This is a genomic window from Roseospira navarrensis, assembly GCF_009601025.1.
Taxonomy (GTDB): domain Bacteria; phylum Pseudomonadota; class Alphaproteobacteria; order Rhodospirillales; family Rhodospirillaceae; genus Rhodospira; species Rhodospira navarrensis.
On sequence record NZ_WIVE01000032.1, the window covers coordinates 34946 to 49935 of the forward strand.

The window sequence follows — 14990 nt, forward strand, 5'->3', positions numbered from 1 at the left end:
AAACGCAACGGGACGCGCGGGAGGGCGATTACGGGTCCGCCGTCGTCTCCGTCTCCTCCGCCTCCCGGGCGGTGCAGACGGCGCACAGCCCGCGCAGTTCGATGCTGCTGGTGTGCAGACCGAAGCCCTCGGTGCGGGCGAGGCGCTCGATGCGGCCGCCGATGATCGGGTCGGTCAGCTCGCGCGTGGCCGCGCAGTGCTCGCAGATGACGAACACGGCCGGGCCGGGGGTGGCCTCCGCGTCCTCCGTCCCGCCGTGATCGTGGCTGCAGGCGACAAAGGCGTTGAGGCTCTCCAGCCGGTGGACGAGGCCGAGCGCCTGCAGCCGCTCCAGCGCCCGGTAGACCTGCACCGGCGCGCGCAGGCCCTGGTCCCGCAGACCGTCCAGCAGGGCATAGGCGCCCTGTGGCGTGCCGCCGGCGCGAAGGGCCGAGAGGACCAGCGACTGGTTGCGGGTCAGGGATTTCGGGGGGGCGGCGGTCATGGGGACGGCTCCGGTGAGGGCGGTGACGGCCGGGCCGGGGCGCGGATCAGCGACAGCAGGAACAGACCGAAGGCGGCCAGCACGATGGACGGGCCCGACGGCGTGTCCCAGGCCATCGACGCCGACAGCCCGGCGATCACGGACACGACCCCCGCCACGGACGCCAGCACGGCCATCGCCTCCGGTCCGGAGGCGAGCCGACGCGCCGCCGCCGCCGGGATGATGAGCAGCGCGGTAATCAGCAGGATCCCCACGATCTTCATGGCGATGGCGATGACCACGGCCATCAGCAGCATGAAGGCGATGCGCGTGGCGTCCGGCCGCAGGCCCTCGGCCCGGGCCATGTCCGCGCTGACGGTGGCCGCCAGAAGCGGGCGCCATAGCGCGATCAGGCCGCCGAGCACGACCCCGCCGCCGGCGTAGATCACCACGAGGTCGGCCTTTGACACCGCCAGGATGTCCCCGAACAGCAACCCCATCAGGTCCACGCGCAGCCAGCTCATGGCGGAGACCGCGACCAGTCCCATGGCCAGGGCCGCGTGGGCCAGGATGCCGAGCAGGGTGTCCGATGACAGCGCGCCGGAGCGCTGCAGCAGCAGCAGCGCGATCGAGACGAGCGCGGCGACCGCGAACACGCCGGCCATGGGGTCCACACCGGCCCACAGCGCCAGGGCGACGCCCAGCAGCGCGGCGTGGGCCATGGTCGCGCCGAAATAGGCCATGCGCCGCCAGACCACCAAGCAGCCCAGGGGGCCCGTGGTCACGGCCAGGCCGATGCCGGCGACCATTGCGCGGACAAAGAAGTCATCGAGCATGGTCGGCGGCCTCCTCGGTCCGGGGGTGCGTAGAGGGCTCGGGATGGTCATCGTGGTCGTGGTCGTGGTCGTGACCGTGCTCGTGGTGCCGGTAGACGGCCAGGGTGTCGGCGGCGGCCCGCCCGAACAGCTTCTGATAGGCCGGGTTGGAGACCACCGCCTGCGGTGTGCCCCGGCAGGAGACATGCCCGTTCAGGCACACCACGGTGTCGGTCGCCGCCATGACCACGTGCAGATCGTGCGAGATCAGCAGGATGCCGCAGCCCGTGTTTTCCCGGATCCGCCCGATCAGCGCGTACAGCGCCGATTCGCCCTGCACGTCCACGCCCTGGACGGGCTCGTCCAGGACCAGCAGGTCGGGGTCCCGCAGCATGGCCCGGGCCAGCAGCGCGCGCTGGAACTCGCCGCCGGACAGGCTGTGGACCTGCGCCCGGGCCAGATGGGGGATGCCCACGGCCTCCAGGGCGCGCCGGATGGCGTCGGGCGGGCACCGCTGCGTCAGGGTCAGCAGCCGCGAGACGGTCAGGGGCAGGGTGCCGTCCATGGACAGGCTTTGTGGCACGTACCCGATGCGCAGGCCGGGCGCGCGGTGGACCGTGCCGGCGTCCGGGGCCATCAGGCCGATCACGGTCTTGGCCGTGGTGCTTTTGCCCGAGCCGTTGGGGCCGATGAGGGTGACGATCTCCCCCCGCCGGACGGTCAGGTCGATGCCGTGGATGATCCAGCGGCCGGCCCGGAACACGCCCAGGCCGTGGGCTTCCGCCAGAATATCCCGGTCGGGGTGTGCGGACATGAGGGTGGGGACTCCTTGAGGCGGGTCGCCTCTTGCCGGGCGGATGATATGTTATAATATAACACTTCATCCAAGGGGACGCACGGACGAACGGAGACCTCAACATGACGAGACCGACGGAAACAATGCAAGGGGGCGCCGGCCGCTGGGCGCGGCGCGCGGTGCTGGCGCTGGGCCTGTCGATGGGGAGCGGCGGGGTGCCGCATGCGGCCGAGGCCCCCGCGGTGGTGGGAAGCATCACGCCCATCCATTCCCTGGTCGCCGGCGTGATGGAGGGGGCGGGGGCGCCCCATCTCATCGTCCGGGGCGGCCAGTCGCCCCACACCTACAGCCTGCGGCCGTCCGACGCCCAGGCCCTGCAGGACGCGGCGTTGGTCGTCTGGGTGGGGCCGGAGCTGGAAACCTTCCTGGCGGCCCCGCTGGACAGTCTGGCCGGAGATGCGCGGGTCCTGACTCTGTCCGATGTGGAGGGGCTCACTCTGCGGCCCGTGCGCGCGGGCGGGCACGATCATGGCCACGATCATGGGGCCGAGGACCCGCACGAAGACGAGCATGCGCACGAAGACGAGCATGGGCACGAATCCGCCCAAGGGCGCGTCGACCCGGACCGGGCGGACATGCACCTGTGGCTCGACCCCGTCAATGCCGCCGCCATGACCGGCGCGATCGCGGATGCGCTCGCGCACGCGGACCCGGACCGGGCGGACCTGTACCAGGCCAACGCCGACCGGATGCGGGCGGACCTGTCCGCGCTGACCGACGAGATCGACGCCATGCTGGCGCCCGTGCGCGACCGGCCCTTCGTCGTGTTCCACGATGCCTATCGGTATTTCGAGGACCGCTTCGGCCTGACCTCGGCCGGGTCCATCACGGTCAATCCGGGCACACCCCCCGGGGCGGCGCGGCTGGCGGAGATGCAGGACGCCCTGCGCGACACGGGGGCCGTCTGCGTGTTCGCCGAACCCCAGTTCGAGCCGCGCGTGGTGGACGTGGTGACCGAGGGGACCGACGTCCGCGCCGGGGTGCTGGACCCGTTGGGCACGGATTTGACGCCCGGGGCGGGTCTCTACCCGGTGCTGTTGCGCGGGCTGGCCGAGTCCGTGCGGGACTGCCTGAGCGGGTCGTGATCGGATCCCCTTCGGGCCCGGGCTCCGACCCTGGATTGCCGTTCTGAGCCTCTGAAGAGGCGAACCCGCCTCACGAGATCCTTCCGTCGCTTCGCTCCCACAGGATCACACACTTGTAGTAGAGATTGTCATCCTGAGCGCCCGAAGGGCGCAAAGGATCTCGTGATGGGGCACGAACCATGACACCCCTGTCATCTGGATTCGGAGCCCTGGCCTCCGGTCCGGCTACCTTGAAGACGGTGGCGCGCTCCGGCATCGTGTCGTTTCGGTCGTGGTGTCACGACCCGTGGTCCGGAACGGGGGATATGGATGCCTGCTGCCTACCTGACGCTTCATGACACCGGCGAGTTGGCGCGACGAGCCGAAGCCGCGCTCGCGCGCCTGGCCGCCTGTGACCTCTGCCCCCAGGCCTGCGGCGTGGACCGCCTGAGCGCGGCGGCAGGCAGCATCGCCGCCGGCGCGGTCTGCCGGACCGGGCGCCGTGCCCGCGTCGCGGCCGTCGCGCCCGGCTTCGGTGAGGAACCGGCCATCGTCGGCACCGGCGGGTCCGGTGATCTCCTGTTCTCGTGGTGCAACATGCGCTGCGTCTACTGCGAGAACGCGCCGTCCTCGCTGGAGGGCGAGGGGGAGAACATGGACGCCCAGGCCCTGGCCGAGGCCATGCTGTCGTTGCAGGCGCGGGGCTGCCACTGCATCAATCTGGTGGGGCCGTCACACGTGGTGCCGCAAGTGCTGGAGGCCCTGGTGATTGCCGCCGCGCGCGGCCTGACCCTGCCGCTGGTCTACAACAGCGGCGGTTATGACGCGGTGGAGGCGCTGCGTCTGCTCGACGGCGTGGTGGACATCTACACCCCCGACGCCAAGTACGCCGACGACATGGCGGCCCGGCGGTGCTCCCGTGTGCGGGACTACGTCACCGCGAACCGCGAGGCGCTGCAGGAGATGGCCCGGCAGGTCGGCCCGCTGGTGACGGACGGGCGGGGGCTCGCCCGGCGGGGTCTGCTGGTGCGTCATCTGGTGCTGCCCCAGGACATGGGCAACGTGACGGCCACCCTGGACGCGGTGCGGGACCTTCTGGGCGCGGGCATGACCGTCAGCCTGCTCGACGGCTTTCATCCCGCCTACCAGTCGAACCGGGTGCCCGGCCTGATGGCGCCCGTCGATCCGGGCCGTGTCGAGACCGCCCGGGACCACGCCCGCCGGATCGGACTGGTCCCGGTCGAGGCCCCGACGGCTCAGCCGGTCGGGGCCACCGGCTGAGCCCGCCCCCGGGGCAAGCCCCGGGCGTCAGTACATCTGGTCGGGCAGCCAGAGCACGATATCCTCGAACTGGAACACGAGGATGATCGCGATGATCTGCAGGATCACGAACGGGATCACGCCCTTGTAGATGTGGCCGATGGTGATCCCCGGCGGCGCCACGCCCTTCAGATAGAACAGCGAGAAGCCCACCGGCGGAGTGAGGAAGCTGGTCTGCAGCGTGGTCGCGAACAGCACCGTGAACCAGATCAGGTCGAAGCCCAGGGCGTCCACCACCGGCGCCACCAGCGGCAGGATGATGAGGCTGATCTCCAGCCAGTCCAGGAAAAAGCCGGCGATGAACGCCACGAACAGGATGATGACCACGACCACCCAGGGTTCGACATCAAGGCCGGTCAGAAGCCCGCCGATGAACTCGTCGCCGCCCAGCGAGCGCATCACCAGCGCGAACGCGGTCGCGCCCAGGAAGATGCCGAAAATGAAGGCGGTGGTGAGCATGGTCTCGCGGCAGACCCGGCGCAGCACCTCGATGTTCAGGCGGCGGTTGGCGGCCGCCAGCAGGGTGGCCCCCAGCGCGCCGATGCCCGACGCCTCCGTCGGGGTCGCGATGCCGGCGAAAATGGAGCCCAGCACGGCCAGGATCAGCAGCAGCGGCGGCACGATCGACCAGACCACGCCCAGCACGTCCCACCAGGTGACCGTTTCGGCCCGCTCGGGCGCGGGCGCGATGTCCGGGCGGACCATGGCGGCGACGATCACGTAGGTGACATAGAGCGCGCCCAGGATCAGGCCTGGGAACACGGCGCCCATGAACAGGTCGCCCACCGGGAGCGACAACTGGTCCGCCATGATGACCAGCATGATCGACGGCGGGATCAGGATGCCCAGGGTGCCGGACGAGGCCACCACGCCGGTCGCCAGGCTCTTGTTGTAGCGGGCCTCCATCATCGGCGGCAGGGCCAGCATGGACAGCAACACCACCGATGCGCCGACGATGCCCGTGGAGGCCGCCAGCAGCACGCCGATCAGGATCACGGTCAGCGCCAGGCCGCCGCGCAGGCCCCGGAACAGCTTGGTGAAGTTCGCCATCAGCTTGTCGGCGACCCCGGAGCGGTCGAGCATCAGGCCCATGAACACGAACATGGGCAGGGCGACCAGAACCCAGTTCTGCATCTGCGCCCATATTCGATCGACGATGATGGCGAAGTCGTTCCAGTCGTCGAGGAAATAGGTGTCGACGCCGAACCAGTTCAGCACGGTCAGGCTGAGCACCATGAAGACAAAGGACACCCCGCCCAGAACCCACGCGAGCGGGAACCCGGTGAAGATCAGCGCCATGAAGCTGACCAGCAGGATGATGACGAGAATCTCGTATTCAAACACGGCGGCTCTCCCTCGGGCTGTCCGGTCGTCCCCTCGTCATGCGGGCCCGGGGGTGGTGGGGCCGGCGGGGATCTTGGTCGGACACCGCTCTCCCTGTTCGGAACGCCGGCCCGACGCGGGCGGCGCAAATCGGAATGGTGCGAAGCCGCGGCGCGGGGCCGCGGCTACCAGATCGGGCGGGGCCGCTCGAACAGCAGGGCCGTGCACCGCAGCATGCGGGAGAAGGCCGCCAGGAAGATCAGCGCGAAACCCCAGACGATGAACGACTTCAGGATCCAGGTGTAGGGCATGCCGCCGGGCGAGGGGGAGCCCTCGTTCAGGTGGAGCGAGGTCAGGGCGTAGGGCACGGCCTCGATCAGGATGGACACCGAGAACGGCAGCAGGAGGAACAGCATGCCGAGCAGTTCGATCCAGGCCCGGGTGCGCGGGCTCCAGCGGTCGGCCAGCGCATCCACCCGAACGTGACGGTTCCAGGTGATGGCGTAGCTCAGGCCGATGATGAACCCGATGGCGTAGAAGTAGAGCTGCAGCTCCTCCAGCCACACCGTGGCCCGCCCGAAGACGTAGCGCAGCGTGACGTTGAGGATGATGCCGAGAATCAGCAGCACCCAGATCCACGACGCCACGTTGCCGACCGCCATGATGAAGCGGTCGATGGCGTTGGACAGGCGGGTGCGGGGGAGTGAGCGGCGATCGTCCGGCAGACCGTCCGGATCGGTGCCGTCGAAATTGGGGGTCGGGGTTTCGCTCATGGAACCGTTTCCTTCCGCTGCCCGGCTGAACGAACCCTCAGGTTCGCCCGGCCTCACGGTCGAACGCCGACCCCCGCCTCGGGCGGGGGCCGGCGCATTCGACCACGGGACGATGGAGTCGGCGGCGATTACTCGCCCGCGACCTTGCTCATCCAGTCACGCGGCAGGTAGCCCAGTTCCTTCCAGTTCTTGTGCTCTTCCTTGAAGGCCGACATGGCGCTCCAGACGCGCGCGAAGTCCTCGTCCTTCTCGGAGAACTCGGCCATGACCTCGTCGGTCTTTTCCTGCAGTTCCATGAGGATCGGCTCGGGCAGGCTGACGGCGGTCACACCGTGCTCTTCGATGAAGGTGCTCAGCACGGCGCCCTGCAGGCCCTCGGCGCGGGCGACGGACTTGGCGACACCGGCGACGCAGGCGGTGCGCAGGATGGACTGCTGCGCCTCATCCAGGCCGTTCCACTTGTCCAGGTTGATGTAGAGATACTGGTTGGTGGACGGCTGGTGCCAGCCCGGCAGGTGGTAGAACTTGGCCACCTTGTAGAAGCCGAGCTGCTCGTCCACGGTCGGGAGGGAGAACTCGGTGGCGTCGATCACGCCCTTTTCCAGGGCCTCGAACAGCTCGGAGCCGGGCAGCAGGGTCACCTCGGCGTCCATCTTCTGCATCACCTCGCCGCCCAGGCCGGCGAAGCGGATGCGCATGCCGCTGACCTGGTCCAGGCTCTCCAGCGGGAAGGTGAACCAGCCGGCGGCTTCCGGGCTGATCGTGCCGCAGTACAGCGGCATGATGTTATGCTCGGCGTAGATCTCTTCCATCATCTGCTGGCCGCCGTGCTCCAGCATGAAGGCCATCATTTCCATCGGCTCCAGACCGAAGGGCTGGGCGCCGAACAGGGCCGAGGCCGGCAGCTTGCCGATCTCGTACCCGGCCCAGACGTAGCCGGAGTCGACCTTGCCCTGCGAGACGGCGTCGAACACCTCGGTGCCCTTCACCAGCTTGCCGGGCTCGAAGACCTGCAGGGTCATGTTGCCGCCGGACATGGTGTTGACCTGCTCCGCCACCCACGGGGCGGTGTCGGCCAGCGCGGTCAGGGTCGAGGGGAAGCCCATCGTCATCTGCCAGCGCACGCGGTCCTGGGCCGAGGCGGTGTTGGCGACGGTGGTGGCCAGCATCGCGGCCACCGCGGTGGCGCCGCCGAAACGGGCCAGGGTCTTGATGGATGTCATGGAACTGTGTCCTCCCTGTTTTCATTCATCGAGCGTCGCAGTGGTGTGTCGGATCGACACCAAAGGCGCCCCCACGCTCACGGCATCACAACGCACCGTCTCCCGCGTTGAACCGGGTTCGTGGGTACGACACGCCATGCATCCGACATGGGGGCTGTGGACCGGCCAAAAAACCCCTGTGTCGGCATGTGAATCGCGGACCACATTTCCGATCAACGGGGTCGTCTTTTCAAGCCATTTTTTTGGGACGGGCGGAAACCACCGGGCCCGTTCGCCTGCCGGCTGTGGGCGGCGGGATCGGCGGTAGCACGAAATGGGTGTCAGGGCCTGTCTGGCGGACGCAAAAAAGGCCGCCCCGGGAGGGGACGGCCTTGGCGGTTTCGAAGCGGTCCGAGGGCGGCGGGCCGCGCTATTCGTAGGGCGGGCAGTGCCAGCCCTTGGGCGAGGTGGTGAAGATCTCGCAGCCGTCGGCGGTGACGCCGATGGTGTGCTCGAACTGGGCCGACAGCGAGCGGTCCTTGGTCACGGCGGTCCAGCCGTCGGCCAGAATCTTGGTTTCGTAGCGCCCGGCGTTGATCATCGGCTCGACGGTGAAGATCATGCCCTCATGCAGCACCGTGCCGGTGCCGGGCTGGCCGAAGTGCATGACGCTGGGCGCGGTGTGGAACACGCGACCGACGCCGTGGCCGCAGAAATCCCGCACCACGGAATAGCGCTGGCTTTCGGCGAAGGACTGGATGGCGTGGCCGATGTCGCCCAGGGAGGCGCCCGGGCGGATCACCGCAAGGCCGCGCATCATGGCCTCGTAGGTCACCTCGCACAGGCGGCGGGCCTTCACGCCCACGTTGCCGACATAGAACATGCGGCTCGAATCGCCGTGCCAGCCGTGCAGGATGGGGGTGACGTCGATGTTGACGACGTCCCCGTCCTTGAGCGTCTTGGGGCCGGGGATGCCGTGGCAGACCACGTGGTTGACCGACGTGCAGATGCTCTTGGGGAAGCCCTTGTAGTTCAGCGGGGCCGAGACCGCGCCGTGATCCGCGATGAACTCGGCGCACAGGCGGTCCAAGGCGTCGGTGGACACCCCGGGCTGCACGTAAGGCGTGATGAAGTCCAGGGTCTCGGCGGCCAGACGTCCGGCGAGGCGCATCGCGGCAAAGCCTTCGGCGCCATGAAGGGTCACCTGTGACTCGGAACGGGCAGCGGCTTCGATCATGACGGTCAGGGATCCAGGTCGAGGGGAAGAGGGCCGGTCACGGCCACCCGTTCCGGCGTCACGCTGCAGGACACGCACACGGCCTCGACGCCGAGGGCCAGCGCCCGCTGCAGGGCTTCTAGATAAGCCGGATCGATATCGCCTGCAATGCGCAATGACCCGCAGTCGCCGCGCTGGACCACATAGACCATCACGGCGCGGTGACCGGCCGCCACCATGTCGATCATTTCGTCCAGGTGCTTGGCGCCGCGCGCCGTCACCGCGTCGGGGAACTCGGCCGGTCCGCCGACCTCGGGGCCCCGCTTCATGGTCACGTTCTTGACTTCGACGTAGCAACTCCGCCGATCCGGATGGGACAGCAGCACGTCGATGCGGCTGTTGCGGCCGTACTTCACCTCGCGGCGCACGGTGTCGTATCCGGCGAGCTGGGGAATGAGCGCGTCGGCCGCCGCCTCCGCCACGATGGCGTTGGGATGGTTGGTGTTGATGCCCACCAGATGGTCACCGATTCGGACCAGCTCCCAGGTGTACTTCAGTTTGCGCTTGGGACTGTCCTGCGGCGACAGCCAGACCTCGGCCCCCGGGGGCTGGACGGTCAACATCGATCCCGAGTTGGCGCAATGCGCGGTGACACGGGTGCCGTCGTCCAGGTCCACGTCGGCCATGAAGCGCTTGTAGCGGCGCACCAGCGTGCCCCGGATCAGGGGTGCGGGAAAGTCCATCGGCGGTCGTCAGGCTCCCTAGGGATCTATTTTGAAGGGTGTCCTCCCGATGGACGACAGGGTTTACCATGTCGTCCATCGGCCGGCCCGACCGGGCCGGCGCCGCGAAGCGGCGGAGGCGATGGACCGGACCAGTCCGGTCCATCGACGAACACGATCAATGCAGCACCTGCGTCAGGCTGGTGCGGCCGCTGCCGGGGGCGAGCGGCTGCGGCTGGCTGGGATCGGGCGCCCACGCGGTCAGGGTGATGACTTCGAACGTGGCCGGCACCCGGCCGTCCGGCCCGACGTGGCGCTCCATGTAGAGGTCTGCCGCGCGCAACATCACGTCGCGCCGCGCGAAGCCGCGGGGGCGCGCCAGCACGGCGTTGCTCTCCCCCATGCCGCGCAGGTCGGCCCACAGCTTCAGGGGGGTCTCGTAGCGCACGGTGATGAGGTCGGCATCGGCGGTCGGCAGCGCGAACCCGGCGCGGGAGAGCAGGTTGCCCACGTCGCGCACATCGGCCAGCGGCGAGGTGCGGGGGGACAGCCCGCCCGCGATCTCCAGTTCCGCATCGGCGAGGCAGGTGCGCAGCTCGCGCAGCGTGGCCCCGCCCAGCAGGCAGGCCAGGAACAGGCCGTCCGGCCTCAAGGCTTGGCGGGCCTGGAGCAGCGCGCCCGGCAGGTCGTTGACCCAGTGCAGGCTGAGATTGCTCAGGATGGCGTTCAGCGACGCGGGACCGACGGGCAGCGCCTCCTCGTCGCAGACCATCACCGGGCCGACCCCGTTGGCGGCGGCCCGCCGCGCCATGCCGTCCGACAGATCGGCCTGGATCAGGGTCTCGATGCCGCCCCGGCCGTTCAGGACGCGGCCCACCTCGCCACCGTGGCAGCCCAGGTCGAGCGCGACCGGAAACCGGCGCGTGATGTCGTCCAGGCGGTCCACCAGTCGGTCAGCGGTCTCGCGCACCAGAAAGTCGAAGCCGTCCCAGCCGGCGGCGGCGCGCTCGCGGTGCCGCCTCACAAGCGGACGGTCGAAGACGGTCATGCTGTCGGATCGTGCGGTCATGCGATGAATGTGAGCCCGGTTGATGGCGATGTTAAGACCGAGTTGCATCAGTGCAGGCGGGAAATCCGTTGCGCCGACGGCGCACGGCCCGCATCAATACCCCATGACGACGGTGTCGAACCATCCCCTCGTCCCGCTGCGGCGCGCGGTGACCCGAGGCGCGGCCACGCTGCGGCCCGCCCTGGACCTGGTGCTGCCGCCGCGCTGCCTGCGCTGCGGGGATCTGGTGGCCGATCCCGGGGCCCTGTGCGCGGACTGCTTCCAGGCGGTCGCCTTCATCACCCGACCGCAATGCGCCCGCTGCGGCGTGCCGTTCGGCGGCGATTGGGGCGAGCCCGAGGCGGACGAGGCGGAGGGCCTGCTGTGCGGGGTCTGCCTGCGCCGGCGGCCCGCCTACACCCGGGCGCGCGCCGCGCTGGTCTACGACGACGGGGCGCGGCCGCTGGTGCTGGCCTTCAAGCACGCCGACCGCACCGACGCCGCCGGGGCACTGGCCGGCTGGATGGCGCGAGCGGGCGCGGATGTGCTGGACTCGGCCGATCTGGTTGTGCCGGTGCCGTTGCACCGCTGGCGTCTGTGGCGCCGCCGCTATAATCAATCGGCGCTGCTGGCGCGGGCGGTGGCGGCGCGGGCGGGCCGGTCGTGGTCGCCCGGCGTGCTGACCCGCGCCCGAGCGACGCCCACCCAGGGCGGTCGCAGCCGGCGCGGGCGGGCGGAGAACGTGCGCGGCGCCTTCCAGGTTGTCCGGCCGGAGCGTGTCGAGGGCCGCCGGGTGCTGCTGGTGGACGATGTGCTGACCACCGGCGCGACGGTGGAGGAGGGCGCCCGCGTCCTGAAGCGGGCGGGTGCGGTGGCGGTGGATGTGCTCACCCTGGCCCGGGTGGTTCTGCATGCCGATGGCGAGGCCCCCTGACATGACGGACTCCGCACCCCTGCCCGTGGATGCTGTGCTGCCGGACCTGACGGCCGCCCTGGCCGCGGGGCCCAACGCCGTGCTGCTGGCGCCCCCTGGGGCCGGCAAGACCACGCGCGTGCCCCTCGCGTTGCTGCGCGCCCCCTGGCTCGATCCCGGCCACCGCATCGTCATGCTGGAGCCCCGGCGCATGGCCGCCCGCGCCGCCGCGCGCTATATGGCCTCTGCCCTGGGCGAGGCGGTGGGTGAGACGGTCGGCTACCGCGTCCGCCTGGACAGCGCGGTCGGCCCCCGCACCCGCATCGAGGTGGTGACCGAGGGGATCCTCACCCGCCGCATCCAGGACGATCCGGCGCTGGAGGGCGTGGGGTGCGTCATCCTCGACGAGTTCCATGAGCGCTCGCTTCAGGGGGATCTGGGCCTGGCCCTGTGCCTGGACAGCCAGGAGGGTTTGCGCCCGGATCTGCGGCTGCTCGTCATGTCGGCGACCCTCGACGGCGGGCCGGTCGCCCGCCTGCTGGGGGACGCGCCCGTGATCGAGAGCGTCGGGCGGCAGCATCCGGTTTCGGTCCACCATCACCCGGCCCCGGCGGCCACCCGCGACGGCCTGACGGACGCGGTCGTGGCGCGCATCCGGGCCGCGCTGGCGGACGACGGCGGGGACGTGCTCGTGTTCCTGCCCGGGGAGGGCGAGATCACGCGGGTTGCCGGACGGCTCTCCGGGTTGGGTGCGGGCGTGGATGTGATGCCGCTGTTCGGGGCGCTGCCCGCCGCGCGTCAGGACGCCGCCCTGCGGTCCGCGCCCGAGGGGCGGCGCAAGGTGGTGCTGGCCACCAACATCGCCGAAACCAGCCTGACCATCGAGGGGGTCCGCACCGTCATCGACAGCGGCTTGGCGCGCGTGCCCCGCTTCGATCCGGGCAGCGGCCTGACCCGGCTGGAGACGGCGCGCATCTCGCAGGCCTCGGCCGCGCAGCGGGCCGGGCGCGCCGGCCGGCTGGGACCGGGGACCTGCCACCGCCTGTGGCCGCAGGCCGCCCATGGGGCCCTGGTGCCGTTCACTCCGCCGGAGATCGCCGAGGCCGACCTTGCGCCGCTGGTCCTGGAGTTGGCGGCCTGGGGCGTGACCGACCCCGGGGCGCTGCGCTGGCTCGACCCGCCGCCCGCCGGCCCCTGGGCAGCGGCGCGGGATCTGCTGCGGGGGCTGGCGGCGCTGGACGCGGACGGCCGCGTGACTCCACACGGCCGGGCGCTGGCGCGGCTGCCGCTGCATCCCCGTTTGGCGCATATGGTGGTGGTCGGGGCGGACCGGGGCGCGGGTGCGCTGGCCGCCGATATCGCCGCCCTGCTGTCCGAGCGCGACCTTGCGGTGGGCACACGGGACGCGGATCTGCGCCACCGGCTCGACCTGCTGCGTGGCCGCGCGCCGAAGGCCGAGGCGCACGCCGGCGCGCTCCACCGGGCGCGGGAGGCGGCGCGCCAGATCCGCCGTCTCGCCGGGGTGCGGGACCAGGGCGAGGCGGGAGATCCGGGGGCGTTGCTGGCGCTGGCCTACCCGGACCGCATCGGCCAGCGGCGCACCGGGGGCGAGGCCGGGCGGTTCCTCCTCTCCGGCGGGCGCGGGGTGGCCGTGGACGCGCATGATCCCCTCGCCGGGGTGGACTGGCTCGCGGTGGCGGACATCGCCGACCGGGCCGGGACTGAAGGCCGGGTGCGGGTGGCGGCGCCCCTGGACGGCGCGGCGGTGCTGGCGGGCGAGGTCCACCCGTTGGAGACGGGCGAGGTCATCGTCTGGTCGCGTCGGGACCGGGCCGTGCTCGCGCGGCGGCGCACCACCCTGGGCGCGCTGGTGCTGAAGGACGCGCCCCTGGCCGATCCTGATCCGGCGGCGGTGACGGCGGCGCTGCTGGCGGGCGTGCGCGACCTGGGGCTGGATGGGCTGCCCTGGAGCGCGGCCGCCCGGCGCTGGCGCGCGCGGGTCCTGTTCCTGCGCCACGCCGAGGGCGCCGAGGCCGGCTGGCCCGACCTGTCGGATGCGGCCCTGCTGGAGTCGCTGGAGGACTGGCTGGCCCCCTTCGTGGTGGGCATGACCCGCGCGGCGCATCTGGAGCGGCTGGACCTGCTGGCGGTCCTGTCGGCACTGCTGCCCTGGGACCGGGCGCGGGACCTGGATGCGCGGGCGCCGTCGCACCTGACCGTGCCCACGGGCTCGCGGCTGGCCCTGGACTACGACGATCCCGAAGGACCCGCGCTGGCGGTGCGGGTGCAGGAGCTGTTCGGGCTGGACGCGCATCCCACGCTGGCCGGCGGGCGGGTGCCGGTCGTGCTGCGCCTGCTGTCGCCGGCGCGCCGCCCGGTGCAGATCACGCGCGACCTGCCCGGCTTCTGGCGGGGCGCCTGGGCGGAAGTGCGCAAGGAGATGAAGGGCCGCTATCCCAAGCATCCCTGGCCGGAAGACCCTGTGTCCGCCGCGCCCACCACCCGGACCAAGGCGGCGGCCGCCCGGTAAGTCGGATTTGAACACGGAGGCAAACACAATGCCCACCGTCGAGACCTGCGCCCTGTGGCGCGACCCGGAGACCATCACCCGGGCGCGGATGGCGGACCACTTCGAGCGCCTGGAGACCGTGTTCCAGGACAGCCACGAGTGGCGCTACGTGCTGCGGTGTCGCGAGTGCGGCTGGGTCTATGTGTTCGATTTTCATGAGGAGATCGACTGGGCCGGCGGCAACGATCCGCAGTACAAACTGTGGGTGCCCGTGCCGGACGGCGAGGACCCGGCCGTCGTCGCCCGCGAGGACCGCTTCGCCCTGATGGAGCGGGTTCCGCGCGTGCAGTCCGACTGGCCGGCCGACGCCGCCGCGCCCCGCATCGTTCGCGTGCCCGGCCCCAGGGCGTGACCGCAGGGCAACGGGCTCAGGTTGACATGACGGCACGGTCCGCGCCGTCAGCGCGGGCCTTTCGAGATCCCTCCAGGGCTCCGAACCCGGATGACCGTTCTGTGACTCTGCAGGGGTCGAACCCACCTCACGAGGTCCTTCGGTCGCCCCCGGCGACGCTTCGCGTCGCCGCAAAGGAGCGCGACCATCGGAACGATGGTCGCGGGGGCTCCCTCAGGATTGTCTGTTTGATTTGTGGCATTGTGGAGATGCCGGGTTGCGGGGCCCCGGGTGGCCACCCGGGGCCCCGCACCGGATCGTGTGATCGTCTCAGGATGGGGTCTTTGCCCGTTGTCATCGTGATCCGCGATCCGG

Annotated in this window: 14 protein-coding genes; 5 read left to right on the forward strand and 9 right to left on the reverse strand. The window is 70.8% G+C overall.

The window, feature by feature from the left end; all coding sequences use genetic code 11:
- Positions 1–28: 28 nt before the first annotated feature.
- Genes GHC57_RS11140 through GHC57_RS11150 form a run of 3 tightly spaced genes read right to left on the reverse strand, consistent with a single transcriptional unit; the run spans position 29 to position 2092 of the window.
- Positions 29–484 carry a Fur family transcriptional regulator gene (locus tag GHC57_RS11140; protein WP_153344184.1) on the reverse strand — a complete coding sequence of 152 codons (456 nt, stop codon included), beginning with the start codon at positions 482–484 and terminating at the stop codon, positions 29–31.
- Positions 481–1299: a metal ABC transporter permease gene (locus GHC57_RS11145; protein ID WP_153344187.1), complete on the reverse strand. Its 819-nt coding sequence runs from the start codon at positions 1297–1299 to the stop codon at positions 481–483. Before GHC57_RS11145 ends, GHC57_RS11140 begins: the two co-directional genes overlap by 4 nt.
- Positions 1289–2092, reverse strand: a complete 804-nt coding sequence (locus GHC57_RS11150) for an ATP-binding cassette domain-containing protein (protein ID WP_153344189.1) — start codon at positions 2090–2092, stop codon at positions 1289–1291. Before GHC57_RS11150 ends, GHC57_RS11145 begins: the two co-directional genes overlap by 11 nt.
- A gap of 104 nt (positions 2093–2196) precedes the next feature.
- Here GHC57_RS11150 and znuA point away from each other — a divergent pair, with 104 nt between their 5' ends.
- Positions 2197–3219, forward strand: a complete 1023-nt coding sequence (gene znuA, locus GHC57_RS11155) for a zinc ABC transporter substrate-binding protein ZnuA (RefSeq protein WP_246152270.1) — start codon at positions 2197–2199, stop codon at positions 3217–3219.
- A gap of 309 nt (positions 3220–3528) precedes the next feature.
- Positions 3529–4479, forward strand: coding sequence for a radical SAM protein (locus GHC57_RS11160; RefSeq protein ID WP_153344192.1), 951 nt, complete (start codon positions 3529–3531; stop codon positions 4477–4479).
- Between the two features lie 27 nt (positions 4480–4506).
- On the opposite strand, the gene GHC57_RS11165 is transcribed toward GHC57_RS11160, so the two are convergent.
- The 6 genes from GHC57_RS11165 to GHC57_RS11190 all read right to left on the reverse strand — a co-directional run bounded on the left by GHC57_RS11165 (position 4507) and on the right by GHC57_RS11190 (position 10802).
- Complete coding sequence (locus GHC57_RS11165) at positions 4507–5862, reverse strand: TRAP transporter large permease subunit (protein WP_170294839.1); 1356 nt, start codon at positions 5860–5862, stop codon at positions 4507–4509.
- A gap of 164 nt (positions 5863–6026) precedes the next feature.
- Positions 6027–6614 carry a TRAP transporter small permease subunit gene (locus tag GHC57_RS11170; RefSeq protein WP_153344193.1) on the reverse strand — a complete coding sequence of 196 codons (588 nt, stop codon included), beginning with the start codon at positions 6612–6614 and terminating at the stop codon, positions 6027–6029.
- A gap of 128 nt (positions 6615–6742) precedes the next feature.
- Positions 6743–7837: a TRAP transporter substrate-binding protein gene (locus GHC57_RS11175; protein ID WP_153344194.1), complete on the reverse strand. Its 1095-nt coding sequence runs from the start codon at positions 7835–7837 to the stop codon at positions 6743–6745.
- 409 nt (positions 7838–8246) lie between these two features.
- Positions 8247–9053 (reverse strand): type I methionyl aminopeptidase, encoded by an 807-nt coding sequence (map, locus tag GHC57_RS11180; protein ID WP_153344196.1) that lies wholly within the window; start codon positions 9051–9053, stop codon positions 8247–8249.
- A gap of 5 nt (positions 9054–9058) precedes the next feature.
- Positions 9059–9775, reverse strand: coding sequence for a DNA/RNA nuclease SfsA (gene sfsA / locus GHC57_RS11185; protein WP_153344200.1), 717 nt, complete (start codon positions 9773–9775; stop codon positions 9059–9061).
- A gap of 157 nt (positions 9776–9932) precedes the next feature.
- A complete protein-coding gene (locus tag GHC57_RS11190) occupies positions 9933–10802 on the reverse strand; it encodes a methyltransferase domain-containing protein (protein WP_153344218.1) in 870 nt (289 codons plus the stop codon).
- Positions 10803–10926: 124 nt separating this feature from the next.
- Between GHC57_RS11190 and GHC57_RS11195 the strand changes: the two genes are divergently transcribed.
- Genes GHC57_RS11195 through GHC57_RS11205 form a run of 3 tightly spaced genes read left to right on the forward strand, consistent with a single transcriptional unit; the run spans position 10927 to position 14636 of the window.
- Entirely contained in the window at positions 10927–11736 is an 810-nt protein-coding gene (locus tag GHC57_RS11195; RefSeq protein ID WP_153344202.1) for a ComF family protein, read from the forward strand.
- A gap of 1 nt (position 11737) precedes the next feature.
- Complete coding sequence (gene hrpB / locus GHC57_RS11200) at positions 11738–14245, forward strand: ATP-dependent helicase HrpB (RefSeq protein ID WP_153344204.1); 2508 nt, start codon at positions 11738–11740, stop codon at positions 14243–14245.
- A gap of 28 nt (positions 14246–14273) precedes the next feature.
- The gene (locus tag GHC57_RS11205) at positions 14274–14636 is read left to right on the forward strand and encodes a hypothetical protein (protein ID WP_153344206.1); all 363 of its coding nucleotides are present in this window, start codon (positions 14274–14276) and stop codon (positions 14634–14636) included.
- The last annotated feature ends 354 nt before the right edge of the window (positions 14637–14990 follow it).